Below are 13,744 nucleotides of genomic sequence, written 5' to 3'. Positions count from 1 at the left end.
GATGATAGAATTAAAGCTTGAAAATCAAAAAGTAAATATAGATGCCGGAGAATTGGTGGGGTATACGGTAGATGGGTATGAATATATTCACCAAAAAGGGAGTCCGGGGTGGCGTAGTTCGGATACCGAAATGTTTCCTATTATCGGGCCTACGGCCGATGCCAAGTTTCAAGTACAGACACCAAGGGATATAGCTGTCCAAGATCAGCATGGTCTTCTTCGCGAGATGACGTACGAGATAGTTTCCACTACGGACACAGAAGCTGTTTTAGAAAAAAAGTATACGGCGGGTACGCGAATAAAAAACTCAAAATTCCCGAATAAATCCAATAAGGAGTGGTTGTTTTGGACGTATGATTTCAGCTTTAAAAAAACCTTCCGTTTAACCCAGACGGGACTTGAAGTTGTTTTTACGGTTTCGGGGGAACGGGATATGCCGTTTATGTTGGGGTATCATCCAGCTTTTAAACTCTATGCAGACGGTCCAACAGTATTGGCCGGTAAAAAAGAAATCACCCTTAAGGAAATTATGGATGTGGGCAGTAGGGCGCTACAAGTGCCTGATTGTTCTGAAATCATCTTAAAAGACCAGAAAGAACTTCGTATTCGTACGGAAGGCTTTGGTAATTTTATGTTGTGGACAGAAGTTCCAAATATGGTTTGCATAGAGCCTATTACATTTTATCCGTATGCAGTAGAGCAAACAAAACTTCACGAAGGGTTTGAATACCTTCAGAATACCGATCGGGAATATAAGGTTTCCATTAGTGCCATATAATCTCCAGATATATGAAAGAAGGTCTTTTACAAAATTATGGCTATCTCTTTGAGGATGCCCTCCTAGAAGAAATGCAAACCGTAGGTATGTTGAAAAAATTTAAGCAGGGTACCGTAATTATGGATATTGGCGAAACCATATCCCATATGCCCTTGTTACTGAGTGGCGCTATTAAAATCCTGCGCGAAGATGAGAACGGAGACGAGCTTTTATTGTATTTTTTGGAAAGGGGAGATACGTGTGCCATGACCTTTTCATGTTGTGTGGGTACCCATAAAAGTGAGATACGTGCGGTAGCCGAAAGTGACACGGAACTCATTATGATTCCCGTGGAAAAGATGGAAGTTTGGATGGCGAAATATGCTACATGGCGGCAATTTATCTTGGACAGCTACCATACCCGAATGACCGAGCTATTGGAAACAGTAGACACCTTGGCTTTTCTACGGATGGATGAAAGATTACTGAAACACCTTCAAGACAAGGCTATGGTAAACCATGATGAATTTGTGCAGACTACACATCAAGATATAGCTTACGATCTAAATACTTCTCGTGTAGTGATTTCAAGGTTATTGAAAAAACTGGAAAAAGAAGGAAGGATAGAGATGCAACGCAACCGGATTAAGGTGGTAGATTTATAGATTTTCTTCAACTTTCTTAGAAGCTTAAAAGCCTCAAATTTAAAGTTTAGTTAAAAATTGGAATGTTTATTCCAAAAAGAATACATTTGCCCTGTGAATAAGAAAGAAAACATCTTACGGTCCGCTTTGGAACTTTTGGTAACAAAGGGTGTGCATAATACGCCCATGTCGGCTATTGCAAAAAATGCCGGAACGGGTATGGGAACGATATACAATTATTTCCCTACTAAGGATGAATTGATCAACGAACTCTATGTAAGCATTAAGGAGCAGGAGAATACCGCTTTTCCTGATTTTGATGAAACCCAACCTATTAAATCCCAGTTTGAAGGATATTTTAAAGACATAATCCTGTTTTTTATTGATAATGCCCAGTATTTTATGTTCATGGAGCAGATTAGGGCTTCACCTATTATTACTGAGGAAAGTAAGAAAAAAGGGTTGGCAACGGTACTTCCGGTCTATGATTTGCTCAACAAGGGAAAAGAATTGCTGATTATAAAGAATATAGAAACAGATGAGCTTATCCAGTTTATGGGTGGGGCAGTGGTCTCTTATTTAAGATGGTACCATTCACAGGAAAGTGTACCGTCAAATTCTATTCAACATCAAGTGAACATGGTTTGGGATGGAATAAAGGGCTAAAAAAATTTAATCATAAATTGGAGTGAATGTTCATTCCAAAATACATATTTTAAAACTAAGATAAAATGAAAAGAAACGTATTAATAACAGGAACATCATCAGGAGTAGGGCTAGAGGCCTCATTACTTTTTGCACAAAAAGGGTATAAAGTGTACGCTTCAATGCGAAACTTGGCAAAGGCAACTGCTTTAAAGGAAAAAATTGATGAAGCCCATTTGGATATTGAAATTTTGGAACTGGACGTTACCAAAGTTGATTCCATTAAAAAGGCTGTGGAAACCATTATAGAGAAAGACGGGCAGATAGATGTTTTGGTCAATAATGCCGGAGCGGGTTTTGCCAAAACTACGGAACAGGCTAGCGAAGAGGAAATCAGATGGGTTACGGATGTAAATTACCACGGGGTGGTATTCTGTACACAGGCCGTTTTACCGTATATGCGTAAGCAAAGGTCCGGGCAGGTAATTAGTATTACCTCTGTTGGTGGCTTGGTGGGCCAACCTTTTAACGAGCTGTATTGTGGGGCAAAATTTGGAGTAGAAGGGTATATGGAAGGTTTGGCCAGTTATCTTGGCGATGCTTTTAATATTAAATTTAGCTGTGTTGAGCCTGGCGGGATCTCTACGGAATTCATGACTTCCGCCGTAGAGAAAACTGCGGTTGATGGTCAATTGGCTACCGGAGAATATTTACCAATTTTTCAGCAATATTTAAAAAAGAACCAAGAGAGAGCGAGCGAGGGTGCCGCGCAAATTTACCAAACGGGTCAGGAAGTGGCTGCCGTAATCATGAATATTGCAGAAAACGAGCACCCACCAATGCGCATTCGTACGTCTAAATGGGCAGAAGAGTTATGTGAGTTGAAGACAAAAGCTGACCCGGACGGAACCAAATTGGTAAACCAGGTTAAGAATGCTTTTTTATAAATAGGGACTATGTCAGCTGGGCTGATTTTCAATAGCCTAGCTGACAAAAATCATATTTCATTTGTCTTTTATTGTTTATTTTTACTGTTCTGTTGCGTAGTTATTTTATGTCTAGAATAGAAAAAATCCTGTTACCGAGCATGCTACTAATGTTTCTCATTGGTTGCGGCGGTGATGGTAAAAAACAGGAAAAGACCCAGAATACAGCACGGGTCGTAACTACGTATACGGCGTTGCCCAAAACGGTAAAATCTCCAGCAGACAATCCCTCTACACCGGAAAAGGAAGCGCTGGGCAAATTACTTTTTTACGACCCTATTCTTTCCGGAAATAAAGATGTGGCTTGCGCCACCTGCCATCATCCGGATAATGGGTATGCAGAATTTTTGGATATCAGTATCGGTCCTAACGCCAGTGGTTTGGGCAGTAAGCGTAAGTTTAATGCGTCCAATGATATTCCCTTTGTAAAAAGAAATGCACCTACTATTATTAATTCGGCATATAATGGAATGGATGCTTTTGGTAATTATGAACCTTCTGAGGCAACCATGTTTTGGGACGACCGTGTAAAAAGTCTTGAAAAACAGGCTTTGGAACCTATAAAGGCTTTTGAGGAAATGCGGGGGCACGGTATTGCCGAAGCCAATATTCTCCAGACCGTAGTAGACCGTGTGAAAAATATTCCTGAGTACCAAAAGTTGTTTGCGGATGCTTTTGGGGAACCTAATGCGGTATCCGTAGAAAATCTGGCTAAGGCTATAGCAGCTTTTGAAAGGTCGCTAGTAACCAATAACTCCCGGTTTGATCAATATATGCGGGGCGATCAGGATGCTATCTTGATTTCGGAAAAGGAGGGTTTTGAGCTTTTTAAATCGGTTGGCTGCGTCAACTGTCATAACGGCCCTATGTTTTCGGATTACAAAATGCATGTCCTGGGCACGCCGGAGAACGAAAAGTTAGTACAACCGGATGCAGGTTTTAAAGACACCTTTGCTTTTCGGACGCCTACGCTACGAAACTTACGTTTTACGCCGCCTTACATGCACAACGGCAGTTTAACTACCCTTAAAAAGGTGCTGGAATTTTATGAGGATATTGCCAATGGTAAGGAACGGAACAAACATGTGCCGGTTAAAAAGTACGATCCGTTCGTTAGGGAACTGAAATTGTCCGTTAAGGAAATGTCCCAGATCATTTCGTTTTTAAATACGCTTAACGATACCAATTTTGATACGAGTTTACCGGAAAGTGTGCCCAGTGGTCTACCAGTAGGCGGTAATATTCAATAAGATTTTATTTTGGTTTCTTTACGTTGGTGTAACACAGGTAACACAGCCATTTTAGATTTAATGGTACATTTGTCCCATGCGAAGAATTCTTCCTTTTTTGGAGTGGATTACGGACTATAATAAGAGTTGGTTTTCCAAAGATCTCATAGCCGGACTTACCGTTGGCATTATTCTTATTCCCCAAGGTATGGCTTATGCCATGATTGCCGGTTTACCACCGGTTTATGGGCTTTACGCTTCTTTGGTGCCTATGATTGCCTATACGTTTTTTGGTACTTCTAGACAGTTGGCCGTAGGGCCTGTGGCAATGGATTCCCTTTTGGTGGCGGCAGGTTTAGGAACCTTGGCCATTACCTCTACGGACAATTATATTACCATGGCATTGCTCTTGGCTTTTTCAGTTGGTACAGTGCAATTGATATTAGGGGTTCTGCGGATGGGTTTTTTGGTGAATTTCTTGTCTAAGCCGGTTATAAGCGGTTTTACTTCGGCGGCGGCACTTATAATTATGTTCAGTCAGTTAAAGCACCTTTTAGGAGTGGATATTGCGCGTAGCAACCGGTTTGACCTGTTGCTAATGAACGCCTTTGAAAAATTATCCGAAACCAATCTGTATGATTTTGCCATCGGGTTTATAGGAATCCTGATAATCGTAGGTTTAAAGAAATGGGATAAGCGTATACCGGGTGTACTCTTTGTGGTTATCATTGGTATTCTGGTGGTTTATTTTTTACAGCTTCCGGCTGTGGGTGTTAATATAGTTGGGGAGATTCCCACGGGGCTTCCTTCTTTTACCATGCCACAATTAAAGGTAGATACTATACTGGAATTGGCGCCCATTGCGGTAACAATGGCCCTTATTGGGTATCTAGAAGCTATTTCCATCGGTAAATCTATGGAGGAACAAACAGGGGAGGAGACCATAGATGCCAATAAAGAACTTATAGCTTTGGGCAGTTCCAATATGTTGGGGTCGCTGTTCCAATCTTACGTGGTAACAGGAAGTTTTTCTCGCTCGGCCATAAATAGTCAGGCAGGTGCAAAAACGCCTATGGCCTTATTGTTCAGTGCAATTGTAGTGGCCGTAACCCTTTTGTTCCTAACACCACTTTTTTATTATTTGCCCAAGGCGGTATTGGCAAGTATTATTATGGTTTCCGTCTACGGACTTATTGATATTGCCTATCCTAAAAGCCTTTGGGAATACCGTAAGGATGAACTTTTTGTGCTGTTAACCACTTTTTTGATTACCCTATTTGTCGGTATTTCCGAGGGGATTTTAATAGGTGTATTGTTATCCTTGCTGTTAATGGTTTACAAGAGCTCAAAACCACATTTTGCCGTGTTGGGTAGAATAGACGGTTCTGATTATTATAAAAATATAGACCGGTTTGGACAAAATGTTCTGGTACGGGAAGACTTGCTTATCGTTCGGTTTGATTCCCAATTGTATTTTGGTAATAAGAATTTCTTTAAAAAGGAACTGTTCAGGAATGTAGACGCCAAAGGCGATAGTCTAAAAGGGGTCATCCTTAATGCGGAGGCCATTAGTTATATAGATTCCAGTGCAGCTCAAATGCTTATTCGTGTAATAGACGAACTACATGACAGAGGGCTTCAGTTTTATATTTCGGGAGCTACGGGCCCCACTAGGGATACCATTTTTAGTAGTGGAATTATAGAAGCCTTGCACAAGCAATATTTATTCGTACAGACTAAAGAAGCGGTAGATTATTTTGATAATATGACGCCCTTATCGGTATTGAGCGAAAAAGTTGCCTACCAGAATCGTCGTAACCGTAACTAATGTTACTTTCTAATTTAGGGGATAGCCGTATTTTTGAAGAGAAGAAGTAAAGGTTATCCTTTTTAGGAAGGCCATTTAGAAATGTATAATTTTTCCAATTTAGGAAATTTAAAAATATGTCATCATGAAAATAGAGCAAATTTATACCGGATGCCTGGCACAGGGTGCCTACTATATTGAAAGTAAAGGAGAGGTGGCTATAATAGACCCATTGCGCGAGGTTCATCCTTATATGGAAAGAGCGGAAAAAGCAGGGGCAAAAATCAAGTATATTTTTGAGACCCATTTTCATGCGGATTTCGTTAGTGGTCATGTTACCCTTGCCAAAGAAACGGGCGCCACAATTGTGTACGGCCCTAATGCCAACCCTTCTTTCGAAGCATTGATCGCAACGGACGGTCAAGAATTTAAGCTGGGCGATATTACCATAAAAACATTGCATACCCCTGGGCATACCATGGAAAGTACTACCTATTTGTTAAAAGACGAAAACGGTAAGGACCATGCTATTTTCTCCGGAGATACTTTGTTTTTGGGCGATGTAGGCCGACCTGACCTTGCTCAAAAAGCAGCAAATATGACCCAAGAAGACTTGGCAGGTATCTTGTTCGATAGCTTAAGGAACAAAATCATGCCTTTGTCCGATGATATTATTGTGTACCCCGCACACGGTGCAGGTTCTGCATGTGGTAAGAATATGATGAAGGAAACGGTAGATACCCTGGGTAACCAGAAGAAAGTAAACTATGCGTTGCGAGCGGATATGACCAAGGACGAATTTATTAAGGAAGTTACGGACGGTCTGATGCCGCCACCCAAATATTTTCCTTTGAACGTACAGATGAACAAAGAAGGATATGAAGATATAGCCGATGTTCTTGACCGTGGTACTACGGCTTTAGATCCAGATGCTTTTGAACTGATCGCTAACGAATCCGGAGCGGTGGTTCTGGATGTAAGGCATCAAAAAGATTATATAGAAGGCCACATTCCACGGTCTATATTTATTGGCCTTAATGGGGATTTTGCCCCTTGGGTAGGAGCTCTTATCGCAGACACTAAACAACCCCTTTTGTTGGTAACGCCGGAAGATATGGAAGAGGAAGCGGTAACCCGTTTGTCCCGTGTAGGGTTTGATGCTACCATAGGATTCTTGAAAGGCGGATTCAACGCTTGGAAAGCATCGGGTAAGGATTACGATACCATCACCTCTATTTCTGCGGAAGAGGCAAAAACAAAAATCGAGGGTAAAGAAGCTGAGGTGTTTGATGTGCGTAAGGAAAGCGAATTTCTTTCCGAGCATGTAATAGGTGCGGAGAACACACCTTTAGATAGCTTGAACGATTACCTGAACGAATTTCCTAAGGACAAGACCTTTTTGGTACACTGTGCCGGTGGCTACCGTTCCGTGATAGCGGAATCTATTTTAAAGAGCCGCGGTATTCACAACTTTATTGATATAGCAGGTGGTTTTGGAGCTCTTAAAAAGGCCGAAGTTCCTGCAACAGACTATGTTTGTCCTACTACCTTGTAAGTACGTACAAACAGATAAAACCCCCATTGTTTTAGAGGAGCAATGGGGGTTTTTGTTTTCTGGATTTTAGATAATCTTGGGGTGCTATTTGGCATTGGCACTATGTATTTGCATTCGGTTTTCAATTTCGGTCCAGTGGTCTTTTCGCATGGAGAACAAAAAATAATCGTAAAACTGGTTCTTATACTTAAACCAGCGGTTCTCTCTTTTTAAATAACGCTTGGTGCATTCTTCGTTCAACCATTGCTCGTCAAAACCTCTCCATTCGCCAAAGATGTTCAATAGGTTAGCTTTGAGTACGGGAAAAACTTCGTGGCGGTCAATAGCTTTCAATTCCTCTAGAGAAAAGCCGGAGTTAATGAAAGTGCGTGTTATGGTGTCGTAATTATAATCTTGTAGCTCCGTATCCAAGTAGAGTTCCGAAATGGAATTCCATACCGGAAATCTTTGCTCCAATTCCATCTGCATGGTAGTTGGTACCGATTTATTTGACTTAATTTGGTCTGGCTTCATGAGTGTAACAAGTGTTTTGGACTTAGGGCCATACGGTTTCAAACCACTCGCAAACAATGAGCATGTCTTCTGTTGGTTTTTCTCCACTTTCTTTCATTGCGCTAGAAAAGAAATCCCAATGGGCTTTTTTCCATTTATTGAGAGGGTCATCTGTTATTCCCATATCCAGAGCAGCATATGCTTCTGATATTTCATTAAAGGGTATGGTATCTACTTTTGTTACTTTAATTATAGCTTGCGCTTTTCCGTCAAAATTGGTGATGATGTGTTTGGTTCCTACGGAGGGTAAATCTGCGTTGGCTTCTTCGTACCAAGCATACAGCCCGGAACCTGCTTGCTTTTTGCCTGTCAAGACCAATTTTGCGAGCCGATCGGCATCGGCTTTATTGTTATGAAAAAACCAAGATTCTGGCTGTTCCTCACCCTTAAACTCTGGATGGGATGTTATAAAAACCTCCCACATTTCCGGAACGGATGGGTCTATAGCAACCTCTTGCTCTGTTTTGGTTTCGCCTTTACAGCTGGCCAGAATCAGAAAAACGATTAGGATGAGGTTTTTCATTTTATTAGTAAATAGATTAAAATTGGAGGAAGGATTATTAAGACATGATATAAAAATTGGGTACTCCAATAATATCTTAGCTTTATTATTAAAATGTTCAACAGATTTAGTTTGAAATAGTCATTTTTTGTAGTTTGAAACATTAAAAAGTCAATGTATTTATGGTTTTCATATTTTTTTAAAACATTAGAATATTCAATGGATAAATTCTCGGAAAGTTTATTTATCTCATCCTGTTTCATTGAGCTTGTTTTTAAGTATCGTAATTTATTATATAGCTCACTTATTTCTAGTGCACAATCGTGAAATTTCTCTGCTCGTAGTCGATAGTCATTAAATCCTTCTAGTTGACTAAATACAAGAATTAAAATTGAAAGACTGGTTGAGATTAGAGCAAAATTCTTTGCTGAAATTGGTGTTTCAGGCCCAACTTCAAATACACTTAATAGACCAAGAATTATTAAATAAGCGGATAAAAAACCTAATGAATATGAAGAAAGCTTATTAACTGATTTCAACCTATGGCTCGCAACAAATCTAGCTCCTTTCGTTGTCCAAAATTTAAAGTTTAGTTCAACACTAAAATCTTTATCTAAATATTGCTGTCCAGATGTGGTTTCTAATTCATTACTCATCAAGATTCTTTAATTTTTGGGTTAGTCATATTTTTTGAAACTCTTGACAAAAATGTGAAAAACAACATTACGAACTTGTTAATGTTTCCTAATGGAAAAATACTAGAAATTTCTGACAAATTCAATTACGGAATTGTGTTCTATTTTCTAAAAACCGGCTACCCTGACAATTATCATAGTTTGGGTAGTAGGTCTACTATAGATTTGTGGAGTTATAAATAATTGACCTATGATTTCACAAAATTTACCTCTCGTTAACTATAGCAACGGTATTGTTATGATCGCCATTTTTGCTTTGGTATGTATTGCTCTGGTGGTTATGATTATTCTTTTTATAAATAGTGGCGGAAAAAAGTAACCGTATCTTCTTGGTTTTGTGCATTTAAGTTACTTTTTGTTGCGAATAAGACAGGCTTAGCACTTTTTTCTTGCAATTTTTGCAAATGTTAAGACAATCATAAAGCTAATGAGGTGTTTTTACATCTTATTACTTATCTTTAGTAGGAATTGGATTACAAATTGATTGACTTTTTTTAAGCCAATATTTTTAGTCCGTTAAAGCCGCCAAACTGTTGTACCAACTGAAACCAAACTTATGGATGCTATATGGATATATACCACTGTTGTAATCGTCATATTTAGTGTATGGTTGTTGTTCGTAATTCTTATGTACAGGAAACTGAATAAATAGCCTAAGCGCTAACTGCCCAGATGTTCACTTTTTAACACCATAATCTTACCCGGATTTTTACTGATATAGGACTTGATTATACTCTCCGTTTCTAGAGTGTTGTTCTGTTGTACTAGAAAAGTTTCCAATTCATGGTCCGTAGTAATTGTTTCTTCCCCGCCTATAAAACCGTACCCCATGTATGTACTGTTCTTTACCAGAACAAAAGCCTGTTCTTCCGGATTCCGCCCTTTTTCCTTAATGACAAAATCTTCTTTCTGCGCTTTAATATGGTGCAAGGCCAATTGTACTTTTTCGTTGTATAGAGCAATATCTTCTTCCTCTCTACAAATGCCATCACAGCTTTCTAACCGGTAATGGTTGCAGCTTTTAACGTTCTCCTGTAAGTGGCAGTATTTAGGGCATAGCCTAAAACTTTTACAGATTTCCTCTATGAACAAACGGCAGTCCGTTGGGCCGTAGAGCGTCAACACAGAATTGGGGGCCATTTTCAGTTTATTGAACGCCAGGTGCATAATGCCGTTCCGGTCTTCATAACTGAATATACCATACGGCTGAATCTTTCTTTTCTGAGCGCGGTTAAATTCCGGATAATGGTGTTTTATAGCTTCTGATTCCATTAAGAGTGCTAAAAGCTCGCTTCCGGAAAGTTCAAAATCAATATCCGCGGTTGCTTGGCAAAGGGCTATTTCTTTGGTGGACTTATCGTAAAAATGGCTAAGTACACGTTTTTTAACGTTAATGGCTTTGCCCACGTAAATGATTTTTCCTTTTCCGTTCTTAAAGTAATACACACCAGGTGTCGTGGGCAACTTTTCAAAAGCTTCCTTGGGTAATGCCGAAGGTAAAGTGGCTTCTTGGGAGCGGGCGTTTAGAAAGGTCTTAAAAACTTGGGCGGCACCATCCGCACGCAAAAGTTTTTTAAAAAGTAGGGTAGTGGCATGGGCATCTCCACGGGCACGGTGCCTATCCGTTAAAGGTATATTTAACGAAGAACATAATTTGCCCAGGCTATAGGAATGGTAGCCGGGCAAGAGTTTACGGGATAGACGAACCGTACAGAGTTTCTTTCGTATAAAATCCAACCCTAAGAGTTTCAGCTCGTTTTTAATTACGTTGTAGTCAAAATTAACGCTGTGGGCCACAAAAATGGTATTCTCGGTAATTTTTAGAATGTCTTCCGCAATTTCGTCAAGCGTAGGGGCATCACGGACCATGTCATTATCAATTCCCGTTAATCGTGTTATGAAATAGGGAATTTCAGATTGCGGATTTACCAAGGAGGTAAACTCATTTACAATCTCATGACCGTCAAATATAAATATGGAAATCTCGGTAATCTTGTTACCCTTAATACCGTTGCCGGTAGTCTCTATGTCTACTATGCTGTACAAATGTATGTGTGGTGGAATTGGACCGTAAAATTACGCAAACTTCTTTCGGCTTTAAAAAGTTTAACGTTATGGCCAAAAGTGGGACAGGAATTCAGCAGAAAAAATAGGGGTAAAAAGCAGTCGTTTGGGTTAATCAAACATTGCATAAAGAACAGTCTCCAATCCGTTTAGGATTATTTTTACACAAAACGATTCACATGCCGATCATAGGACATATTATAAAAGGATTCATTGATGTAAGGGATAAGCTCACAGGAACTAAAAATCCGGTTGAGGAACAGGAAGCCGTACTTGAAGCGCTCTTAAAAAAGGCCGAAAACACTGCTTTTGGAAAGCACTACAATTTTAAGGCTATCCGCGAATCCAGTAGTCCTGCAGATGCTTTTGCTGCATCTGTTCCCTATTTTGATTATAACCGAATAAATAAGGAATGGTGGCAGAAACTGCACGAAGGAGAAGAGGATGTAACTTGGCCGGGAACACCGGATTATTTTGCGTTGAGTTCCGGTACTACAGGAAAAACGAGTAAAAGAATTCCGGTTACCAATGATATGATAGATGCGATCCGGAGTACAGGGGTAGAGCAGGTGTTTGCCTTGAGCAATTTTGACTTACCTCCTGATTTTTTTGAGCTCGGAATTCTAATGTTGGGCAGTTCTACGGATTTGAACAAGGTAGAAGGTCACGAAGAAGGGGAGATCAGTGGCATAAGTGCGAGTAATATACCAACTTGGTTCAGGGGTTATTATAAGCCGGGCGAAGAAATTGCGGAGATCGATGATTGGGACGAGCGGGTGCAAAAAATAGCGGAAGAAGCTCCCAATTGGGATATTGGCGCATTAAGCGGTATTCCCTCTTGGATAGAGTTGATGTTACAGAAAGTTATAGACTACCATGGTTTGCAACATATTCACGAGATTTGGCCCAATCTACAGGTCTATACCTCGGGCGGGGTGGCTTTTGGGCCGTATAAAAAGAGTTTTAACGCGTTGCTGGGCAAACCCGTAACCGTAATAGATACCTATTTGGCTTCGGAAGGATTTATAGCATTTCAATCCCGACCCGAAACAGATGCCATGCAACTCTCTACGGATTCCGGTATCTATTTTGAATTTGTTCCTTTTGAGCCGGAATACATTCAGCCAGATGGTTCGCTAAGTGATGATGCACCCTCCATAAAACTTTCCGAAGTTAAAGAAGGTCAGGATTATGTATTAATCATAAGCACCGTATCCGGAGCGTGGCGCTATCTTATTGGGGACACCATTGAATTTACGAATGTAGAACGCGCAGAAATAAAAATAACGGGTAGAACCAAGTTCTTCTTGAATACAGTGGGTTCTCAACTATCAGTAAATAAAATGGATGCGGGTGTGCAGAAGTTGGAAGAAAAATTCAGTATCCGAATTCCGGAATATACCTTATGCGCCAAACGAATAGACGGTGAGTTTTACCATTGCTGGTATCTGGGCACGGAAGACAAAACAGATGCTGTTGAATTGGCCAATGCGTTGGACGAATCTCTTAAAAATGCCAACAAGAACTATAAAGTGGCACGTTCTAAAGCATTAAAGGGTGTAAAGGTCGTAACCGTGCCGCCATCCGTTTTCCATGACTGGAACGGAAAGAATAAAAAGAAAGGCGGACAAGTAAAAATGGAGCGTGTTATGGGCGAGGAGAAATTTAAGGAATGGGAAGCTTTTGTGAATCCATAGGGGTGAGTTTTAGCGGTAAGGAGATTAGGGTTTCTTTTCAGTAGTCTCCCTTTCTTTTACAATAGCCATAATCTCTTCGGGAGACAAGTAGTAACGTCTTATACGTTCTTTGTACTTTTCTTCAATTTCGGCATGATCAAGAATAAAATGTTTCGTTTTTAGAATATAATCGTGCATTCCGTGGGCAACGGCAAAAGTATCCGCTGCACGTTCCGCTTCTTTAATATATGAGCCGGAAAATGAATATTTAAGGCCAAACCAAATAAGATTTAGGGTACTGCGGTTCCTGTAATCCATTACATGCCCCAGTTCATGCCCCAACCAACCAATCATAATGTCACTTGGTACATCTTTGGTGAAAAAGACGGTATCGGAAATCTTTATTTTTTCACTTATTAGAATAACATAGGCACGCTTCTTTCGTCCTTTAAAAAGACTGTTGAATTTGGGCTGCGCCTGCATGGTAGATTGCTTGATCTTCTTTACAATTTTAAAGGTTATGGGTGTTTGTTCCAATTCCGGGTAGTGCGATAGCGCAATCCGGGCCTCATTTTTTATGACATCGGGAACTGTATGTTGTGCATTTAATTGGACAAAAGCCATGAAGAATA

At 40.2% G+C, this 13,744-nt stretch carries 14 protein-coding genes; 9 read left to right on the top strand and 5 right to left on the bottom strand.

Going from position 1 to position 13,744, the window contains the following annotated elements; genetic code table 11:
- Position 1: 1 nt before the first annotated feature.
- The 7 genes from H9565_RS06100 (at position 2) to H9565_RS06070 (ending at position 7,623) form a co-directional block, all read left to right on the top strand.
- A complete protein-coding gene (locus H9565_RS06100; protein ID WP_215438339.1) occupies positions 2–778 on the top strand; it encodes an aldose 1-epimerase in 777 nt (258 codons plus the stop codon).
- An 11-nt stretch (positions 779–789) separates the two neighbouring features.
- A complete protein-coding gene (locus tag H9565_RS06095; protein ID WP_215438338.1) occupies positions 790–1,422 on the top strand; it encodes a Crp/Fnr family transcriptional regulator in 633 nt (210 codons plus the stop codon).
- Positions 1,423–1,515: 93 nt separating this feature from the next.
- Positions 1,516–2,067, top strand: coding sequence for a TetR/AcrR family transcriptional regulator (locus H9565_RS06090; protein ID WP_215438337.1), 552 nt, complete (start codon positions 1,516–1,518; stop codon positions 2,065–2,067).
- A gap of 65 nt (positions 2,068–2,132) precedes the next feature.
- Positions 2,133–2,993: an SDR family oxidoreductase gene (locus tag H9565_RS06085; protein WP_215438336.1), complete on the top strand. Its 861-nt coding sequence runs from the start codon at positions 2,133–2,135 to the stop codon at positions 2,991–2,993.
- A 140-nt stretch (positions 2,994–3,133) separates the two neighbouring features.
- Positions 3,134–4,282: a cytochrome-c peroxidase gene (locus H9565_RS06080; RefSeq protein ID WP_215438335.1), complete on the top strand. Its 1,149-nt coding sequence runs from the start codon at positions 3,134–3,136 to the stop codon at positions 4,280–4,282.
- 76 nt (positions 4,283–4,358) lie between these two features.
- Complete coding sequence (locus H9565_RS06075; protein WP_215438334.1) at positions 4,359–6,089, top strand: SulP family inorganic anion transporter; 1,731 nt, start codon at positions 4,359–4,361, stop codon at positions 6,087–6,089.
- A gap of 124 nt (positions 6,090–6,213) precedes the next feature.
- Positions 6,214–7,623, top strand: a complete 1,410-nt coding sequence (locus H9565_RS06070) for an MBL fold metallo-hydrolase (protein ID WP_215438333.1) — start codon at positions 6,214–6,216, stop codon at positions 7,621–7,623.
- An 84-nt stretch (positions 7,624–7,707) separates the two neighbouring features.
- Here the strand turns inward: H9565_RS06070 and H9565_RS06065 are convergent, their stop codons facing one another.
- The 3 genes from H9565_RS06065 to H9565_RS06055 are packed head-to-tail and all read right to left on the bottom strand — an operon-like array spanning position 7,708 to position 9,333.
- Positions 7,708–8,136 carry a DUF7079 family protein gene (locus H9565_RS06065; protein WP_215438332.1) on the bottom strand — a complete coding sequence of 143 codons (429 nt, stop codon included), beginning with the start codon at positions 8,134–8,136 and terminating at the stop codon, positions 7,708–7,710.
- 22 nt (positions 8,137–8,158) lie between these two features.
- Entirely contained in the window at positions 8,159–8,698 is a 540-nt protein-coding gene (locus H9565_RS06060; protein WP_215438331.1) for an ASCH domain-containing protein, read from the bottom strand.
- On the bottom strand, positions 8,695–9,333 hold the full coding sequence (locus tag H9565_RS06055) for an SLATT domain-containing protein (RefSeq protein ID WP_215438330.1): 639 nt from the start codon (positions 9,331–9,333) through the stop codon (positions 8,695–8,697). Before H9565_RS06055 ends, H9565_RS06060 begins: the two co-directional genes overlap by 4 nt.
- A 229-nt stretch (positions 9,334–9,562) precedes the next feature.
- Between H9565_RS06055 and H9565_RS20235 the strand changes: the two genes are divergently transcribed.
- Positions 9,563–9,691 carry a hypothetical protein gene (locus H9565_RS20235; protein WP_256439071.1) on the top strand — a complete coding sequence of 43 codons (129 nt, stop codon included), beginning with the start codon at positions 9,563–9,565 and terminating at the stop codon, positions 9,689–9,691.
- A 341-nt stretch (positions 9,692–10,032) separates the two neighbouring features.
- Here the strand turns inward: H9565_RS20235 and H9565_RS06050 are convergent, their stop codons facing one another.
- Positions 10,033–11,418, bottom strand: a complete 1,386-nt coding sequence (locus H9565_RS06050; RefSeq protein ID WP_215438329.1) for an exonuclease domain-containing protein — start codon at positions 11,416–11,418, stop codon at positions 10,033–10,035.
- A 197-nt stretch (positions 11,419–11,615) separates the two neighbouring features.
- Here H9565_RS06050 and H9565_RS06045 point away from each other — a divergent pair, with 197 nt between their 5' ends.
- Positions 11,616–13,133 (top strand): GH3 family domain-containing protein, encoded by a 1,518-nt coding sequence (locus H9565_RS06045; protein WP_215438328.1) that lies wholly within the window; start codon positions 11,616–11,618, stop codon positions 13,131–13,133.
- A gap of 24 nt (positions 13,134–13,157) precedes the next feature.
- Here H9565_RS06045 and H9565_RS06040 read toward each other — a convergent pair whose 3' ends face one another.
- A complete protein-coding gene (locus H9565_RS06040; protein ID WP_215438327.1) occupies positions 13,158–13,736 on the bottom strand; it encodes a M48 family metalloprotease in 579 nt (192 codons plus the stop codon).
- Positions 13,737–13,744: the final 8 nt, after the last annotated feature.

It is taken from the genome of Zobellia russellii (assembly GCF_018728565.1).
Taxonomy (GTDB): Bacteria; Bacteroidota; Bacteroidia; order Flavobacteriales; family Flavobacteriaceae; genus Zobellia; species Zobellia russellii.
This window is presented reverse-complemented; position numbering and strand designations above follow the sequence as displayed.